Below are 17,322 nucleotides of genomic sequence, written 5' to 3' on the forward strand. Positions count from 1 at the left end.
CGAGGTGGACCTGCCGCCGACCTGGGAGGCGGTCTATCGCCGCCGCCTGCCCTTCCCGTCCCACCTGGAAGTCAAGCCCCACGACCTGAAGAACGCTTTCTGAGCGCGCCCGGCCGGCCCGGCCGATGGATCCCGGGGCGCCCCCGCGCCCGGCGGCGCCGGGAGGGGGGGCCTGCGGGCGCCGCCGGGCCGTCACCGGCTGGCGAGGGGGGGCTGCGGGGCGCGCTCCGGGGGGCCGGCGCCCGGCGGGAGGGCCCCCCCCGGCCGGGCAGCCGGGAACAACATTGTTCGCTCCACGGTGGGTATAATTGGCCGCCCCCCATCCGCCGGAAACGGCAGGTCATGAAAGAACTCGCAGACATCCTCGCCGCCTACGACGACGTGGGCCGGTCGGGGCCGGCCATGGTGCTGGCGACCCTGGTACGCACCTTCGGCCCCTGCTACCGCCGCCCAGGAGCGCGCATGCTCCTGATCGAGGGCGGGCACCAGGTCGGCCTGCTCAGCGGCCGCAACGTGGAGAAGGCCGTCCACGCGCGGGCCCGGAGCGTCGCGGAGGCCGGAAGGCCCGAGCTCTGCGTGTTCACCTCGGCGGAGCAGGCCCAGGGTATCGACGCGACGCCGGCGGAGAACCATGTCCTGCTCGAACCGCTCACCGGCGAGCCCGACGAACTGCCGTTGCGGCTGCTGCGCGCATGCCTCGAGCAGCGCCGTACCTACGCGGTCGCCACCGTCTTCGCCAGCAGCGGTCCCGACTGCCCGGCCGCCGGAGCGCGCTGGTTCCTCGACGAGCAAGGTCAGCTTTTCTCGCCCCCCGCCCCGGACGCCATCGACCGCGCCATTCGACGGGACCTGGAGTCCGCCAGCGCGGCCGGAGGGGCGCGGGCCCTGGAGTACGACTCGGATCAGGGCCGGGTGGAAGTCCTGCTCGAACGACTGACGCCACCGCCCGTGCTGACGATCTTCGGCGGCGGTCTCGACGTCTGCCCGCTGGTGAGAATGAGCAAAGAGCTGGGCTGGCATACCTGGATCGTCGACCCCGACCCGGCCTGTGCCAACAAGGGCCGCTTCGAACTCGCCGACCGGGTCATCGTCGCGCGTCTCGAGCAGTTCGAGGAGAACCTGCAGATCGACGACCACACCATCGCCATCCTCGCCACCCACAACTTCACCTACGACCTGCGCCTGCTCGCCTGCCTGCTCGGGCGGAATTGCCGCTATGTCGGCATAGTCGGGCCGCGGGAGCGTTCCGAACGCCTGCTCACGGCCCTGCGCCGGAAATCCCCCGCCCAGGCCCGAAAGGCCGCGGGGCGGGTCTTCGCCCCGGCAGGCCTCCAGATCGGCGCCGAAACACCGCAGGAAAACGCCCTGGCCATTCTCTCGCAGATACGCGCCCGACTCTCCGGCCGCTGAAGCGCGGCGTAGCCCCCTTACTCGGCGGCCGCCGGTTCCGCCTCGCCGACGGCCCGCACCCACCACAAGGGACGCGGATGGGGCCCCTCTTCGGTGTCGGCCCCGAGGGCCGGCAGGGCGGCGAGGGGGGCTTCCTGGCCGCCTGCGGCCGGCGACGGCGGCTCGTCGACCGCCCCCCCAGGCTCCGCACCGTTGCCGTCGTTCTTCTTGCGGCGGCGGCGGCGGCGACGTTTCTTCTTCGGCGTCTCGGCGTCGGCCGTATCCGCGTCGCCGGCGTCCACCGCTTCGGCCTCTTCGGCCGCCACCGCCTCGTCGGGCTTCTGGGCGGAGGCCCCTTCGTCGCCGGCCGAGCCCTCGGCAGCATCGGCCGCGGCACCGGTCTTCTTTTTCCGGCGGCGGCGACGGCGGCGTTTCTTCTTCGGCGTCTCGACGCCGTCCTGAGCATCTCCCCCCCCCTCGGAGGCGGCGGCCTCGGCTCCATCCTGCTCCTCTTCGATGGCGGCCATGATCTCGCTGTGTACCGGGGCTGCGACCACGGGCCGATGCTCGGAAGACCGGCTCCGCTCTTCCGTCAGCACTTCCATGTCGTCGCGCTTCATACCCGCACGCGCGTGCACCACGATGCGAGTCTCGAAACGCTCCTCCCAGCGGGCCAGCTCGCGCCGCTTGGCATTGAGCAGGTACTCGGCGACCTCCTGGGGAACCACCAGTTCGATGCGCTCGAGGTCGCCCTTGACCACCCTTGTCTGAAGCCGCCGAAGAACACCCAGCGCCGCGGCCTCGACCGTCTTGATCGACCCGGTCCCCTCGCAGGTCGGGCAGTCCGTGTATCGCAAGGAGGTCTTGTTGGGGTTCAAGCGCTGCCGCGAAATCTCCATCAGGCCCAGGCGTGAGATGCGCGTGATGTCGTAGCGCGCCTTGTCCTTCTTCAGCGCCTCCTTCATCGCCTTTTCCACCTGGCGCACGTTCTTCGACTGCCGCATGTCGATGAAATCGATCACCACCAGCCCACCCAGGTCGCGCAGGCGGAGTTGCCGGCCGATCTCGGCCGCCGCCTCCAGGTTGGCCTTCAGAGCCGTGTCCTCGATATGCCCCTCGTGGCGCATCCTGCCCGAGTTGACGTCCACCGACGTCAGCGCCTCCGTCGTGTCGAAGACCAGCGCGCCTCCCGACTTGAGCGGCACGCTGCGGCGGAAGATGTACTCGATCTGTTCTTCGAGATTGTGCTTGTTGAACAGCGGCCGCTCGCCCTGGTAGAAATGAACGGTCTTCTTCTTGTGCGGCAGGACGATCTCGAAGAACTGCTGGATCTCGCGCCAGGTTTCCTCGTCGTCCACCAGAATCTCGTCGATCTCCGGCGTGTAGAGATCGCGGATCGCTCGAATCACCAGGCTTCGTTCCTGGTAGATCAGCTTCGGCGCGCGGAGCTGGGCCGCCGCCTCGATCTTCTCCCACAAGCGGGTCAGGTACTTGAGATCCCGCTGCAATTCGGCCTTGGTCGCGGCGGCCCCGGCGGTGCGCACGATCAGCCCGAAGCCCTCCGGCGTCGGCAGACTCTCGAGGGTCTTGCGCAGCTTCTCCCGCTGCTTGTCGTCCAGCTTGCGTGAAATACCGGCACTCGAATCGTGCGGCGTGAGCACCAGGTAGCGGCCAGGCAGGGAAAAGTAGGTCGAGAGCGTCGGGGGCTTGCTGCCGTAGGCATCACGCACGACCTGCACGAGCAATTCCTGGTTGCGCTGCAGGTGATGCTCGATGCGACCGCGGGCCTGGTCGCCCCGGGGCGGGTGAATCTTGAAGTTCACTTCGTCAAGGGGAAGAAAACCCGCCCGGTCGTCGCCGATATCGACGAAACAGGCCTGCAAGCCCGTATGCACGGTCTCGATCTTGCCCTTGTAGATGTTGCCCTTCGTCGACCGGTGATCGAAGGTCTCGATTTCAAAGGTTTCGAGCACTCCCTCCGTCACGATCGCCACCCGGCTCTCTTCCGCGTGGGTGACGTTGATCAACATCAGGCTTCTTTTCTTTTTTTCGCTCACGCGCACATCTCCACGGGAGGTCGGGCCACGCCTCGAGGGCGACGTCACCGCTGATTCTCGTCATCCTGGTGTCCCCTCGGCGCTCGCGGGATAGATTTCCACGTCCACCGCGGGAAGCGCGGCGCGCACGACACGCGCAATCGCCTCGAGCGCGACGGCATCGAGGGCCCGGATCTCCGGACGGGGCGGCCGGCGGGCCACGGTGGTCAGTTGCACGGCCTGCAACCCACCGCCCGCGGCGACCAGCCCGGAGAGCCTCGCGGCATAGGCTTCGATCTCGCCCACCGCGGGAGCACGCCCCGCCTCTTCGAAGAAAAGGGATTGAATGACGAGGGGACGGCGACGGGCCTCCTCCTCGATGTTGTCGAGAATGCGGGAAAAGGGAATCTTCGTCACCGCCACGTGGCGGTAGAAGTCCTCCGTACCCGCATCCAGTTTGGCCCACACCCTCCCGCCGCGGGCGGCGAGGGCGTCGAGCCCCGCGCGCACCCGCGGCCGGTGGAACAGGCTCGCATTGGTGATCAGCGTCATGGGAGTCCCGGGCAGAGAGCGCTCGATGACGTCCCCGACACTCGTGACCAGTTCCGCCCAGCGCGGATAGCTCGTCGGTTCTCCGTCCCCGGAAAAAGCCACATCCGCCAGCCGCCGATGGGAGGGGGCGACCCCCTCGAGGGACGCCAGGGCGTCGAGCCGACCGGCGGCGGCGAGGCGGAGGATTTCATCCAGTTCCGCCAGCAGCACCTGCTCGTCGACCTGCCGCTCCGGCGGCGGCACCGTGCGATCGACCTGGCAGTAGAGGCAGTCAAAGTTGCACACCTTGTCCGGATTGAGATTGATGCCCACCGAAACGCCCCGGGCGCGCCGGGACAGGACGGCGTAGACGTAGCGCCGCCCTCCGAGACGTCTCGGGTGGCGCGTGAAGCTGAAGGCCTCTCGGCTGCGGGGCCCGGTCGCAGACCCTCCGGAGGGGCTCATCGAACCCCCACCGTGAGGAACCTCCAGGCCAAGGCGCCCGGCTCGGGGCGCGGGAAGAAACGCACGCTATCTCATCTCCAGGGCCTTACTATACTGGCGCCGGCCCCTACCCGGCCAGCCCACCTTCCCCGGGAGGTTCCCATCGACCCCCTCGTCCGTCACATCGACATCCTCGGTTCCCGGGCCCGGATCCTCACCGATTCGGCGGAACTGTGCCGCGTCCTCGAAGCCCGCCTCGGGGCTTTTCTCACATCGGTCGAGGCCGGCGGCCCCACCATCGAGGTTCGACTGGATCCGCCGCCGGGGCGGATGACCATCGCCTCCCAGCCACTGGACCTGGATCCCGCGGCCCCGCTGGAACAGGCCTTCGGCGTGATCTTCAGACACCTTCTCGACCGGGTCGGCGACTACCTGCTGCTCCACTCGGCGGCGTTGAGCGCGGGAGGACGGGCCCTGCTGGTGGCCGGGCCCTCGGGGTCGGGAAAGACCACCCTCGCGATGGCCCTGATCCGGCGCGGCCTGCGGCTGCTGAGCGACGACATGGCGCCGCTGGGCCTGGCCGACGGGCGGATCCATCCTTTCCACAAGGCCCCCGGAATCCGACCCGGCGCAGCGGCGAAGCTCGCGGGGGGCGCGACGGGCCCCCTCGATCCGGCCGGGCTCCCCCCCGGCACCCTCGAAGAGAGCCCCATGCCGCTGGGCGCGGTCTTCTTCATCGGGGGAGCGGGCGACGCAGTCGATCCCACGGCCGCCTATTTCTTCGTCCTGACCTTCTCGGGCCCTCCCACCGAGGAAGAAATCGCGGCTTTCAGCGCACTGCCGGGTGTCCACCTGGCGGCCCGGGAGGGCTGGGAGATCGTCCTGCGGATCGATCCCCGCGAGAATGCGACCGAGGCCTTCGAGGCCTGCCTGGCCCGTCACGAGGGCCGGCTCCTCGAGTACGGCACCATCGCCTCGGTGGATCGCTCGCAAGGCGACGCCCCCAGCGCCCAGACGATCCCGCCCAGTCGCGCCCTGGTGCTGCTGGCCCGTGAGGCACAGAACCGGCGTCGGGCCGGCGCCCTCGAGCAAGGTGCCGGCGGCGATCGTTGGCTCGCCGGCCTGGCCGAAGCGCTCAGGGACACGCCTTGCTGGAGCGTGGCGGCCGGCTCACCGGACCGGACCGCCGCCCTGATCCGCGAACTCTTCCTGGGCCCGCCCCGCCCCCGCAAGACAGCGGGCTAGCCTTCCGCGCGGGAGACGTTCTGGGCCTGCAGGCCCTTGTCCGTTTCGACGACTTCGAACTCGACGGCCTCGCCTTCCGCAAGGGTCCGGAAACCCTCGCCGGTGATGCTGCTGTAGTGCACGAAGACATCGGGTCCGTCGTCCTGGGAGATGAAGCCGAAGCCCTTCTCCTCGTTGAACCACTTCACTTTTCCTCTTGCCATGGTCCTCTCACGCTCGGTTTTCCGACCGCCTGCGGAATTCTATCGCCGAACCGGCCGGCGATGACAGTGGACAAGTATAGAATGGCTTTCGGGCGGTCGGACAGGCCGGAACAGCCCCGGAAGGAGCGCGACCTGGGCTCCCAGGATCATCGCAGCGGGAGGGAAGCGGAATGACCCAGTGGTACCTGAGTTTCGACGGCAAACAAATCGGCCCCCTCGACGAGGCCGCGGCGCAGGCGCAGGCCCAGGCGCGTCCCGACGGCCACTGCTGGCGGGAGGGCTTCACCGAGTGGTTGCCCGTCTCCCAGGTCCCCGAACTCGGCGGCCAGGCCTCGCCCCCGGCGCCGCCGGCCCACCCGCCCCGGTCGAAGGTCGCGGACGAAATCGACTACAAGCTGTTCGGCGAAGACATGCAATTCGTCGAGATCGAACTCGACCCCGGCGAGAGCGCCGTCGCCGAAGCCGGCGCGATGATGTACAAGGACGCCACGGTGAAAATGGAAACCGTCTTCGGCGACGCCTCCCAGGCCCAGCGAGGCTTCATGGACAAGCTGGTCGGCGCGGGCAAGAGGCTGCTCACCGGCGAGAGCCTGTTCATGACGGTCTTCACCCACGAGGGGTCGGGCAAGGCCCACTGCGCGTTCGCCGCTCCCTACCCGGGAACGATCATCCCCGTGTCGCTGCTCGACCACGGCGGCAGGCTGATTTGCCAGAAAGACAGCTTTCTCTGCGCCGCCAAGGGCGTGTCCATCGGCCTCCACTTCCAGCGCAAGATCCTCACCGGCCTGTTCGGCGGCGAGGGCTTCATCATGCAGAAGCTGGAGGGAGACGGCCTGGCCTTCCTCCATGCGGGAGGAACAGTGGTCGAGCGCCAACTCGCCCCCGGAGAAACACTGCACGTGGACACGGGCTGCATCGTCGGCATGCAGGAGTCCATCGGCTTCGACATCCAGCAGGTCGGTGGGATCAAGTCGATGCTCTTTGGAGGCGAGGGCATGTTCTTCGCCACGCTCCAGGGACCGGGCAAGGTGTGGCTGCAATCGCTGCCCTTCTCCCGCCTGGCGGGCCGCATGCTGGCGGCCGCGCCCCGGGCCGGCGGCAAGCGCCGGGGCGAGGGATCGGTGCTCGGCGGCCTGGGCGACCTGCTCGACGGCGACGGGAGTTTCTGACTCACCCGCCGTCTTCGTCCGGCGCTCCATGAATTTCAAGGGGAATCGCCGGCAGGTCGCTGACCTTGAGCTGCCAGCGATGATTCTCCTCGGGAATCTCGAACACCACGCTGACGGGCAGCACCGGGGGCTGGTGCTGTTCGCCGGCCCAGGCCTCGAGAGCACCCCGGCCCCAGAAGAGCACGCTCGCACCCTGGACCTCGAGCGGAACACCGATGGGCCGCAGCAGGGCTCCTTTCTCATCCACCAGAACGATGTCGGAACCGCCCCCGGAAGGCACCAGGCGCAGGAACTCCGGACCTGGCTCCCGGGCCGCGATCTGCAGGGAAATCTCGAGGAAGATCTTGCCTTCCGGAGGGCGGACGCCCGCGTACTCCTCCCGCAGACGGTGGCCCAGGGGAAGCAAGGTGACCGGATCTCCCGCCACCTCCCGGCCGGGAACATGGGGCCCCGCCACGCCCAGCACGTGCCGCGCCAGCCACTCTTCGATCCTCAGCAGGGCGTCGAGACGGTGACGGGGCTCGGCCAGGCCATGGCCTTCCCGGGGATAGAGCACCAGCTCGGTGGTGCGCCCCAGCGCCACCAGGGCGCGATGCAGGGCCTTGGCGTTGGTGAAGTAGGTATTGTCGTCCTCCCACCCGTGGAGGATCAGTATCGGGGCCGTGATGCCGTCGGCCCGGTAGAGGGGTGAGCGCTGCTGGTAGAGTGCGGCCTGCTGCCAGGGAGCCCCGCCCAGGTAGTGTTCCTCCCAGCTCGAGTAGGCGGATGTGGCGTAGTCCTGGGCCAGGTCGAAAATGCCGGCGATGGAGATCCCGGCCCGGAAGTGATCGGTGGTGGCCAGCATCCAGTTGACCAGGTAACCGCCATAGCTGGCTCCCGCCACGGCAGCCCGTTCCAGGTCGACCAGCCCCCGGCGCCGCAACTCCGCCAGGCCCGCTTCGATGTCCCGCACGTCACCGCCGCCCAGGTCTCCACGCAGGGCCAGGGCGTAATCCTGCCCCCCTCCCGACGACCCCCGGTACTGGGGCAGGAAGACCGCCCAGCCCGCGGCGGCCAGGGCTTCCGCATCGTAGACCCGGTAGGTATCGACGACCCGCCAATGGGGGCCGCCGTGGAGCCACGTCAGCACGGGAGGAGGAGCCGGGGTCGGCTCGGGGGGCAGCAGCAGCAGGCCCTCGTGATCGAAACCTTCGCACTGCCACGTGATGCGCTCCCGGCGCGCGCGTTGCCACTTTTCGGCGGGGGCGCCGAGGGCCGTGACGACGCGACACCGCCCGTCGGCCAGGTCCAGCAGAGCCACCTCGGGAGGCGCGGAGGCCGTTTCCATGACCAGCGCCAGCTTGCGGCAGGCGCGGGCCGCGCTCAGCCCGGAGAGGACCGCGCCCTCGGGGCCGACCAGTTCGAACCCTCCGTCGGCCGGATCGATGAGCGCCAGCCGGCTGACCATGCCCCAGGCCAGGAGCACCGCCACCCTCCCGTCGGGCAACGGCAGCATCTCTTCGAGATCTCGATCGAGGTCCCCCAGCAGGGGGCGCGGCGGCTGGTCCCGTCGCGCCAGGTCCCAGGCGAAGAGTTCCTGGCGGCTGTAGGAGACCTTGGGATCGGCCCAACCCCAGAAGAGCAGGAAGCGGCCGTCGGAGGTGAAACGGGGACCCGATTCGCACCCCCCCCGTCCTCCACTGACACGCACGGTATCACCCCGCTCGAGGTCCAGCAGCAGCACTTCCGCCCGGTCCTGGTCCTCGGGTCGCCCCGTGTGATCGGTGGAGTAGGCCAGCAGCCTGCCGTCCGGAGAGAGATCGAACTCCCCCACCCCCCGCCGCCCGCCGAGCAGACGGCGCGACTCGCCGCCCTCGAGGGGATGACTCCAGATCTCCCAGGTGGGAATCGCGGCGTGGGCCACCACCGCGTCGTCGTGGACCTCCCGCCGCTGCCGCCGCCAACTGCTCTCCGCCGGGGGGCGGGGCGCCTGCTGCAGGGTCACCACCGCCGTGCCGTCGTGGTTCCAGGTGCAGATCTCCACGCCTTCGGGAGCCTGGGTCAGCCGCCGCGCCTCGCCGCCCTCGGCCGGCAAGAGAAAGACCTGCCGTTTTTCCCCTCCATCCTCGCGCGCGTCGTCTTCTTCATCCTCGTGGGGTTGAGGCCGGAAAGTGACGAAAGCCAGGTGCCGGCCGTCCGGAGACCACCGCGGCTGTCCCGCATCGCTCAATCCCCGGGTCAGTTGCCGGGTCTCCACCGGGATCCCGCCGCCCCCGCTCAAATCGGCGAGATGTATCTGCCAGCGCTCCTCCCCCTTCTCCCAGTCCACCTCCCCCACGATGAAGGCCACCCGCCGCCCACAGGGAGACAGGCTCGGCTCACCCGGAACCTTGAGACTGATCAGGTCCCGCGCCGTCACGCGGCGGACTTGCCTGCTTTCGTTCATGGGACTCTCCTGGCGGCGGCGCATTCTACCGACCCGCCCCCGGCAGCCGCCACTTCCGCTCAAGCCTTCCAGGCCAGGGTCGATAAGCCCGGTGGGGAAAAACTGTGCCTGCCGATGTCGTCAGCCCGCCGAAAGCCTTTTTCTCGATCTCCCTCGAGATGATCGAGCCGGGCGAGCTGCTGCCCTGCGACCTGTGGCTCCGGCCGCCCGGCGGCGCACCGGTGCTCTACCGCTCCGCCCGGCTGCCGTTTCTCGAGGAACATCGCGAGCGACTGGAGCTGTCGGGTGTCGACGTGCTGCACATCTCGTTCGAGGACGCCGAAGCCTGGTCCGACTTCGTGGCGGAGCGGCTCAAGCGCCGCATCCTCGACCCCCACCGCCCCATCGAGGAGCGGGTCGACGAACTGATCAACAGCTCCCGCACGTTGATGCGCGAGGTCTTCGACGACCCCCGCGCACCCGGTGTGCGGCGCACCATCGAGCACCTGGGCGACACCGTCAATCGCCTGATCGCCGAACCCGGCGCCTTCCACAGCGCCGTCCGCCTGATGGAACACGACTACTACACCTACACCCACTGTTTCCATGTCTCGGTCTACGCGGTGGGCCTGGGACGAGCAGCGGGCATCGACGACCAGGACTACCTGACGAGCCTCGGCCAGGGGGGGCTGATTCACGACGTGGGCAAGACGAATCTTCCCGCCGGGCTGATCAACAAGCCGGGACGCCTGAGCGAAAGCGAGTTCCGGCTGATGAAGACCCACCCCGAGCAGGGCATTAAGATTCTCGACCAGATGAACTGGCGCGACCCGATCGTGCGGGACGTGACGCTCAGCCATCATGAACGCCTCGACGGCTCGGGCTATCCCCGGGGCCTGGCGGGAGATTCCATCTCCGTCGCCGCGCGCATCTCGGCGATCTGCGACGCCTTCGACGCGATGACCACGGACCGCTCCTACAGCCGCGGCATGAGTTCCCTCGATGCCCTGAAGATCCTCCGTGGCGACCACCGCAACCGCTACGATCAGCGCCTGCTCGAGACCTTCATCCGCATGCTGCTCGACCCGGAGAAATCATCATGAGCATCCTCGGCTTCCTCTTCGGCACCGCCCGGAACCAGGCCCCCGGCACCCCACGAGCCGGGGAGTTGGAGGAGACCCTCGCCGAGTACCGGCGTCGAGCGCGGCGCGAGCCCCGGCAGGCCGCCGACTGGCAGCGACGCATCGCCGAAACGCTGATCCAGGCCGAGCGCCGGGACGAGGCCGTCGAGGCCTACCTGAAAGCGGCGGAGATCTACGAAAAGGACGACCTGAATCTCAAGGCGATGGCGATCTACAAGGCGGTGCTCCGGCTGGATCCGGAAAACGAGGTGGTGCGCGGCAAGCTGGGCGAGCTGGCCCGCGCCGAAGAGCCGGCAGCCGCAGACCCGCCGGGCGACCCCGGTGCCATGACGCTGCGCACGCGCCTGCAGCGCTACGCGCCGCTCTTCTCGGAAATGGACCGGGAAACCCTCTGCGCGGTCGTCGAAGTAATGGCATGCCACCGGCTGGAAGCGGGCGAGGTGATCTTCCGCCAGGGGGATGCCGGCGACTCCCTGTTCATCATCACCTCCGGTGAAGTGGCCCTGACCGTGGAAGGCGCGGACAAGGAACCGATCGAACTCCAGCGCCTGAGCGATGGCGCCTGTTTCGGCGAGGTCTCGGCCCTCTCGCGCCTGCCACGCAACGTCAGCGCCATCGCCACCACACCCACCGAAGTGCTGGAGTTGAGCCGGGACTACCTGGAAGCCGTCTCGATCGCCCACCCCCAGGTCTGGACCATTCTCGAGCGTTTTCAGCAGCGCCGACTGGTGCCGGTGGGCTGCTAGCAACCCGCGCCGGTATGGGACAATGCTCCCATGCGCGCCCTGCTCAGAGCCTGGCGGCGCCGGCGACGGCAAGCCCGCCTCCACCGGTGCGCCCACCGCGAACTGGACCGACTCTTCTTCGAGCGACGGCAGGTGCTGGCCGCCGGTCGCCTCGAACCCCGCCACCGCTCCCGCATCACCCTGCTCGAAGTCGAAGCCGGTGCCTCCGGCGAGGTGAGACGCATCCTCTTCGGCATCATCCGTCATCCGCGGCCCCACCCCCTCGCACCCAGGGGTGACGAGGTTCTCGAGGTGCTCGAGTACCTGCCCGGCCGGGGGCGGCTGTCCGTGGCCGGCAGCCGCAACCTGACTCGTCGCGGCAAGCCCTGATCCCGCCGGGACCCGCCACCGAGGAAGAAGGGCAGGGGACGGCAACGCGGGAGGCGTGATCGCCTTGACCGACATCGGTGTCGACAAGTTCCATCCGGGACCCGGCGTCCCCGCCCGGCGCGCAGGGCCTCGCCCTCAGCGAGCCGCAGGAGCGGGTGACGCGGATCCCTTGTCGCCGGTCACTCCTCCGGCGGCTCTTCGTCGAAGGGATCCCGTCGGGGCCACAGGGCCCGGGCCACCACCAGGGCGAGGACCAGCAGGCCCGCGCCCAGGCTGGCCCAAAACGGCCATTCGACGCGCGGAGCGGCCACCACGCGGGTGTCGCCGTAACCGATGAAGCTGAACTCGACCGTACTCTCGCCGCTGACGGTCAACAGCTCGTTGCGGGCCGCCTTCAACGCCTCGATCTTGCTCTGCCCGCGCCCCAGCGCCCGGTAGAAGGCGGGCCAGAAGATCTTCCCGTCCCGCGGTTCGAGGTCCGCCAGGGGAACCAGCGCGGCCCGCGCACCGAGGGCCGCCACCCGCATCGCCATCCGCACCCACGAAGCGGGATGTCGCGCCCAGCCTCCCGCGGGGGCCAACGCCACCAGGCTCGGCCCCTCCCCGATTTCGAACAGATCCTCGCAGCTCGTGGTCGCCGGCTCCGCGTCCTTCCGGCCCCCGGGCAGGAGCAGAACGATCTCTCCCGTGCCCTGCCCGGCGGCGAGCAGGGGAAGCGCGAGGTGCACCACGCCCCCCAGGCCGCGCAGGCTGCGCCGGGCCCGGGCGGCGAGGTCGGGCGCCGGACCGAGCACCTGCGCAGGGGCGAAGGCCTCGGAGAGGTCGAGGCTGGTGCCGGGGAAACCCGGCACCGACTCGTTGACCAGGGCGAGGAAACCCGCCTTCTCCCGCTCGAGCCGCACCCGCGTTCCCGCGGGGTCGATGACCCCCCCCAGCGAAGCGACCAGGGCCACCTGCATCGAGCCGTCGAGACGCCGCTGATCGGGACGCGCGCGGGCTCCCTCCGGAGGCACCAGCCCTCCCCAGGGCACCGCGGACAGAAAGCCGTCGGGACAGATCATCAAGCCGGACTCGGCCGAGTAGCCGTCGAGCAATCCCCCGAGGAGCGTCCGCGACGCCGCCTCGACCACCGCGGTCGGCGGCGCCGGAACCGCCAGCGATTCCGCGGCCTCGAAAAGCCGGTCGCCGGCGGGCAGTTCGACGGCGCGGGTGATGCCGGGCTCCATCAGCCAGGCGAAGGTCCGACTCTCACCGATGGCGAAGTAGATCAGCCCGGTGTTGCGCGCGGCGAGGTAGCGGCGAATACGGGAAGCGTCGGCTTCCCAGCCGCCGGCGGCGAGCCTCAGGGCCGGATCGAGAGTGGTGCGGACTTTCTCGGCCTCCTCGAGCCGGGCTTCCGAGCGGGCGGAGGACTCGACCTTCTGGGGCACGGCGGAAGCGAGGGAAAGCTCGATGGCCCGGCGGGGCAGAACGGGATCGACCAGCCGCTCGCCGGGCATCCCGGCTCCGGGCCACGCGGCCAGGGCGGCCTGGGCATGAACCTTGGCCAGCGGGCGACGCCCCCCCCAACGAGCCTGCACCGCGCGATCCATCTCCACGACCGCCAGCCAACGGGACGACCCCGCGGCCCGCGCCAGGTCCGCGGCCCGCGACAGGCGGGAGGAAGCCGACACGTCGTCTCCCTGCTGCAGATCCACCCAGCTCCCGGCGATGGCTCCCAGCAGGGTCATCCACAGCGGGTCGCCGGCGGCCGCCCCGGCCCGCTGGAGGGCGCGCCGGGCCTCGCCCGGACGCTCGAGGTGCGCCAGGGCCAGGGCCCGCAGCACTTCGATGGTGCGCAGCGTCTCCGCGTCCGGATCGAGGGAAGCGACACGGTTGAGCACGTCGAGGGCCCTGCGAGCCTCGGCGGCCTGCCGGGTGCGGACGAGGACCCACGCGGCGTCGAGACCCGCCTGCCGCCGTACCGCCAGGTCGACGACAGGGCTGGCCATCGCCCTTTCATGGGCCGCCACCAGTGCGACCCGGGCCGCCGGCAGACGCCCGAGCAGGGACTGGGCCGAGGCCTTGCAGACCGCGGCCCGGTACTGCAGGCGCGGGTTGCCGCTCACCAGGTCGGCCACCAGTGAACACCAATAGGCGGCGGAGGGCTCATCCTCGAGGGCCAGCAGCCATTCGCCGGCCCTCAGGGCCACCCGGGGGTCCACCTCGGCGGACTCGCGCCCGGCCGCGAAGCGGTGGAGGACTCCCAGCGCGGCCAGGCGCTGGTCACACAGCGCTCTCGCCTCGGCCACCATCAACGCGGCCTCGGGCTCGGCCGGCCGCCAGGGAGCCAGGCTCCCGAGCAGACGCTCCGCCTCGTCGCAGCGCCGGCCGTGCGCCAGGTCCAGGGCGCGGGCCGCCCGATGCAGGCCGTCACCGTCCTCGGCCAGGAAGACCCGGCCTTCCTGCCCCGGCCCGTAGTGCACGAGGCTGCGATAGAGCGCCGCGATCACCTCCCCGGACTCCCCGGAGCGGTGACGCAGAACACGGAGGATCCGGGGGAAGGCCTGCCGGGGAACGCCCCGGGCCGCAGAGAGCCGCACGGCCGCCAGGGCCCGGACGGCCGGATCGGCGGGCAGACCGGGGATCGCCTCGGGCCCCCGGACCAGGCTCGCCGCGCCGGCCTCCCCGATGGCGATGCGCACCCGGCGCTCCACGTCCAGCACACCGGCCGCCTCCTGGCCTCCGGCGACGAGAACCGACCCGATCCCCACCCCGGCCAGCAGCAGCGCTCTCCCTCGCAACACCCGACGTCTCCTCGCCCCCGGCCGGCATCGTCACCGACGCGACGCTGTGGCCCGGGCCGGCGTCCCGGCCGGGCACCGCCGAGGAGGATAACCCGTCCACCCAATCCCGGTCAGCGACTTGGCGCCGACAGCGCCCGCCCGCCATCGATCGCCCGGGAACCGCGCCGCCAGTCGCGGCGAACACCAGCTTCGCCGGCTCGCGCCCGGCCCTGCCCGCTGAACGCCGCCTCGGTAAGATGGGGGGCGAGCGCGGAGAGCGCGGAGGAACCGATGAACGGAATCCGGCCGACATCGACGTCCGTCGCCACCCTGGCCCTGGTGGCCCTCGCACTGGCGACCCCTGCCGGAGCGACGGCAAGCGAGACTTCCGGGTCGGGCCCGCAGCCGGGACAGTGGCTTGTGGCGGGCCCCCTGCCCGCGCCGGCGAGCCCGCCTCCCGGCCTCCTCGCCCCGGAGATCGAAACCGTCGCCGAAATCGACACCCATCGCGCCTGGCCCGTGGCGGGTCGACCCCTGGCGGAAACCCCCGACCTCCGGTGGCAGGCCGTCGAGGCGGAGCCGGGGCCGCGCCTCGAGCAGGCCGGCATCTACTGGGTCGCCACACGCCTGCACCTGCCGCGCTGGACCGAAGTGACCCTCGAGGCCCGCAGCGCCGCCGGCCTGACCGTCTACGCCGACGGCGAAGAGATCGCCTCCCGCGGGGCCCGGTCCGAGCCCTCGTCCCTCGAGGCCACGGTGGCCCACGCCCGCGGCCTGGTCTCCCTGCTCCTGCGGGTCGAGGTGGTGGACCCGACCCCGCTGCCGGCAACCCTCGCGCTGGCCGCCGCCGGCCGGCCCGCCGTCTCCCTCGCCTGGTCCGCCACCGGGCCGAGACCCCTCTTCGACTACGCCGACCGGAGACGGCTGGCCGACTACACCAGCCTGGCCGTCTCCACCGGCGGCCAGTGGATCGCCCGCAGCCTGCGTCGTGACTCTTCGGGTGCCGGCGCGCCCCTGTCGACCCTCGAGGTGCTCGACCCGCGGGGGGCGCTCGTCGCTTCAGGACTGGCCGGAGAGGGCGCCCGCGCGCTGGCCTTCTCTCCGGTGGAAGACCTGCTGCTGATCACGCGGCCCCACGGCGAGGGCACCGATCTGCTGACCTGGAAGGCGCCGCGGGGCCCCCTGCGCCGGGTGCTGGTCGGTGAAGAGGGCCTCGCCTGGGCAGGCTTCGCCCCCACGGGCAAGGCACTGCTGGTGCTCTCCTCCACCGGCGCCAGGCGCAGCCGGCGGGACGACGAGACGGCCCGACGGCGAACGGCGCCGCGGGAAGGGCTGCCCGACTACCTCACCGGGCCCCACCTCCACCTGGTCGATCTGGCCACGGGCAACCGCCGGCGCCTGACCCTGCCCGGCGATTTCGTCCTCGACGGCGCGTGCTTCGCCGACGACTCGCACGTGGTGTACGCCCGCACCGTGCCCCGCCGGGAGCGCCCCTGGTTCCAGACCGAGCTGCGCGAGATCGACCTGCGCAGCGGCGCCGACCGGTTGCTCCGGGTCTTCGTAGCGGGCTGGGAATTCCGGCCCCGGGCGCTGATCGCCGAGCCCGCCGGGGAACGCGTCGCCTTTCTCGGACCGCCCGCCGAACTCGGCCCCGGCAGGGGGGAACACAACGTCTACAACGCCCAGATCTGGGTCCTCGACCGAGCGAGCGGCAGCCTCGAACGCATCACGGGTTCCGGCGCAGAGGCCTACGGGGGACGGGGCGGCGTTCTGGTGTGGGCGGGGGCAGGCCGAATGGTGGCCACAGCCACCACCGGGGCCCGGCGGCGGTGGGTACGCGTCGAGGAGACGGACGACGGGTGGAACGTGCTGCCCCTGCCGGCGGAAGGCGAAGTTCTGACCCGCGCGGCGGCCTCTTCCGACGGCCGTTTCCTCGCCTCGGTCCTCTCCTCCCCGACCCGTCCGGCGGCGCTGTTCTTCACCTCGCTCGAACAGGGCACCGGGAATCGGGTCGAAGAGCCCAACGCCGCCGTCGCGGAAGAGTGGATGCTCAGCGCGGCGCGGGACGCCTCCTTCCGCGGGCCGGGCGGCGAGCGTATCGAAGCCTGGTACTACCCGCCCCTTTTCGCCTTCGAAGCGCGCCGGATTCCGCTGGTGGTCTACACCTACGGCGGTGCCGTCCCCACCCTGCGCGCCTTCGACCCGATGCACCAGTTCCTCGCGGCCCACGGCTATGGGGTGCTGGTGATCAACCCCCGGGGCGCCTACGGCCGCGGTGAGCGTTTCGCCGATCATCACGCCGGTGACTGGGGCCCCAAGGCGGCGGCCGACGTGCTGGCGGGCATCGACGCCCTGCTGCGCGCGCACCCGGAGATCAACCCCGCCTCCGTCGGGCTCTACGGCGGCTCCTACGGCGGATTCCTCACCGCCTACCTGCTTTCCACCACGGATCGCTTCGCCGCGGCGGTCTCCCTCTACGGGATCTCCAGTCTCGCCTCCTACTGGGGCCAGGGAGACTGGGGGTGGACCTACGGCGACATGGCGTCGGCGGGCGCCGCCCCCTGGACCGATCCCGACCTTTTTGTCCGGCACTCGCCGCTGTTCCGCGCGGAAAAGATCCACACCCCCCTGCTCCTGCTCCACGGAACCGCCGACGGCAACGTCCCTCCCACCGAGTCCCGGCAGCTCTTCACCGCGCTGAAGATCCTCGGCCGCCCGGTGGAATGGGTCCTCTTTCCCGGCGAAGACCACGGCATTTCGGGGACCTTCGAGCGCCGCACCGAACACCGCACCATGATCCTCGAGTGGTTCGACCGCTTCCTGCGGGACCAGGGCGAGGCGTGGGAGCACCGCTGGAAGAACCCGTGACCCGTCCCCCG

12 protein-coding genes are annotated in these 17,322 nt (G+C 70.6%); 7 read left to right on the forward strand and 5 right to left on the reverse strand.

Translation table 11 applies throughout. From position 1 onward, the window contains the following. Positions 1-342 precede the first annotated feature (342 nt). A complete protein-coding gene (locus Q9Q40_13895) occupies positions 343-1,410 on the forward strand; it encodes an XdhC/CoxI family protein (protein MDQ7008308.1) in 1,068 nt (355 codons plus the stop codon). A gap of 17 nt (positions 1,411-1,427) precedes the next feature. Here the strand turns inward: Q9Q40_13895 and Q9Q40_13900 are convergent, their stop codons facing one another. Together Q9Q40_13900 and Q9Q40_13905 are read right to left on the reverse strand one after the other, a co-directional pair. Then, positions 1,428-3,446, reverse strand: a complete 2,019-nt coding sequence (locus tag Q9Q40_13900; protein ID MDQ7008309.1) for an Rne/Rng family ribonuclease — start codon at positions 3,444-3,446, stop codon at positions 1,428-1,430. 60 nt (positions 3,447-3,506) lie between these two features. Beyond that, the gene (locus tag Q9Q40_13905) at positions 3,507-4,421 is read right to left on the reverse strand and encodes a radical SAM protein (protein ID MDQ7008310.1); all 915 of its coding nucleotides are present in this window, start codon (positions 4,419-4,421) and stop codon (positions 3,507-3,509) included. Positions 4,422-4,433: 12 nt separating this feature from the next. Here Q9Q40_13905 and Q9Q40_13910 point away from each other — a divergent pair, with 12 nt between their 5' ends. Further along, positions 4,434-5,645, forward strand: a complete 1,212-nt coding sequence (locus tag Q9Q40_13910; GenBank protein MDQ7008311.1) for a hypothetical protein — start codon at positions 4,434-4,436, stop codon at positions 5,643-5,645. On the opposite strand, the gene Q9Q40_13915 is transcribed toward Q9Q40_13910, so the two are convergent. Then, positions 5,642-5,848 carry a cold-shock protein gene (locus Q9Q40_13915; protein ID MDQ7008312.1) on the reverse strand — a complete coding sequence of 69 codons (207 nt, stop codon included), beginning with the start codon at positions 5,846-5,848 and terminating at the stop codon, positions 5,642-5,644. The genes Q9Q40_13910 and Q9Q40_13915 overlap by 4 nt on opposite strands. Positions 5,849-6,018: 170 nt before the next feature. On the opposite strand from Q9Q40_13915, the gene Q9Q40_13920 reads away from it, so the two are divergent. Continuing rightward, positions 6,019-7,017, forward strand: a complete 999-nt coding sequence (locus tag Q9Q40_13920) for a TIGR00266 family protein (protein MDQ7008313.1) — start codon at positions 6,019-6,021, stop codon at positions 7,015-7,017. A gap of 1 nt (position 7,018) precedes the next feature. On the opposite strand, the gene Q9Q40_13925 is transcribed toward Q9Q40_13920, so the two are convergent. Continuing rightward, positions 7,019-9,442: a S9 family peptidase gene (locus Q9Q40_13925; GenBank protein ID MDQ7008314.1), complete on the reverse strand. Its 2,424-nt coding sequence runs from the start codon at positions 9,440-9,442 to the stop codon at positions 7,019-7,021. A gap of 104 nt (positions 9,443-9,546) precedes the next feature. Here Q9Q40_13925 and Q9Q40_13930 point away from each other — a divergent pair, with 104 nt between their 5' ends. The 3 genes from Q9Q40_13930 to Q9Q40_13940 are packed head-to-tail and all read left to right on the forward strand — an operon-like array spanning position 9,547 to position 11,678. Beyond that, a complete protein-coding gene (locus Q9Q40_13930; GenBank protein MDQ7008315.1) occupies positions 9,547-10,524 on the forward strand; it encodes an HD-GYP domain-containing protein in 978 nt (325 codons plus the stop codon). Next, positions 10,521-11,309, forward strand: coding sequence for a cyclic nucleotide-binding domain-containing protein (locus Q9Q40_13935; GenBank protein MDQ7008316.1), 789 nt, complete (start codon positions 10,521-10,523; stop codon positions 11,307-11,309). The genes Q9Q40_13930 and Q9Q40_13935 overlap by 4 nt, the downstream gene beginning before the upstream one ends. A gap of 30 nt (positions 11,310-11,339) precedes the next feature. Continuing rightward, the gene (locus tag Q9Q40_13940) at positions 11,340-11,678 is read left to right on the forward strand and encodes a hypothetical protein (GenBank protein MDQ7008317.1); all 339 of its coding nucleotides are present in this window, start codon (positions 11,340-11,342) and stop codon (positions 11,676-11,678) included. 179 nt (positions 11,679-11,857) lie between these two features. Here Q9Q40_13940 and Q9Q40_13945 read toward each other — a convergent pair whose 3' ends face one another. After that, a complete protein-coding gene (locus Q9Q40_13945; GenBank protein ID MDQ7008318.1) occupies positions 11,858-14,464 on the reverse strand; it encodes a hypothetical protein in 2,607 nt (868 codons plus the stop codon). A gap of 270 nt (positions 14,465-14,734) precedes the next feature. Here Q9Q40_13945 and Q9Q40_13950 point away from each other — a divergent pair, with 270 nt between their 5' ends. After that, a complete protein-coding gene (locus tag Q9Q40_13950) occupies positions 14,735-17,311 on the forward strand; it encodes a S9 family peptidase (protein MDQ7008319.1) in 2,577 nt (858 codons plus the stop codon). Positions 17,312-17,322: the final 11 nt, after the last annotated feature.

The organism is Acidobacteriota bacterium (genome assembly GCA_030949985.1).
GTDB lineage: Bacteria > Acidobacteriota > Polarisedimenticolia > J045 > J045 > JALTMS01.

Excerpts from the sequence above, each read along its gene's own strand:
- Q9Q40_13895 (MDQ7008308.1), top strand. The coding sequence starts at position 343 with ATGAAAGAACTCGCAGACATCCTCGCCGCCTACGACGACGTGGGCCGG.
- Q9Q40_13905 (MDQ7008310.1), bottom strand. The coding sequence starts at position 4,421 with ATGAGCCCCTCCGGAGGGTCTGCGACCGGGCCCCGCAGCCGAGAGGCC.
- Q9Q40_13915 (MDQ7008312.1), bottom strand. The coding sequence starts at position 5,848 with ATGGCAAGAGGAAAAGTGAAGTGGTTCAACGAGGAGAAGGGCTTCGGC.
- Q9Q40_13920 (MDQ7008313.1), top strand. The coding sequence starts at position 6,019 with ATGACCCAGTGGTACCTGAGTTTCGACGGCAAACAAATCGGCCCCCTC.
- Q9Q40_13925 (MDQ7008314.1), bottom strand. The coding sequence starts at position 9,442 with ATGAACGAAAGCAGGCAAGTCCGCCGCGTGACGGCGCGGGACCTGATC.
- Q9Q40_13935 (MDQ7008316.1), top strand. The coding sequence starts at position 10,521 with ATGAGCATCCTCGGCTTCCTCTTCGGCACCGCCCGGAACCAGGCCCCC.
- Q9Q40_13940 (MDQ7008317.1), top strand. The coding sequence starts at position 11,340 with ATGCGCGCCCTGCTCAGAGCCTGGCGGCGCCGGCGACGGCAAGCCCGC.
- Q9Q40_13950 (MDQ7008319.1), top strand. The coding sequence starts at position 14,735 with ATGAACGGAATCCGGCCGACATCGACGTCCGTCGCCACCCTGGCCCTG.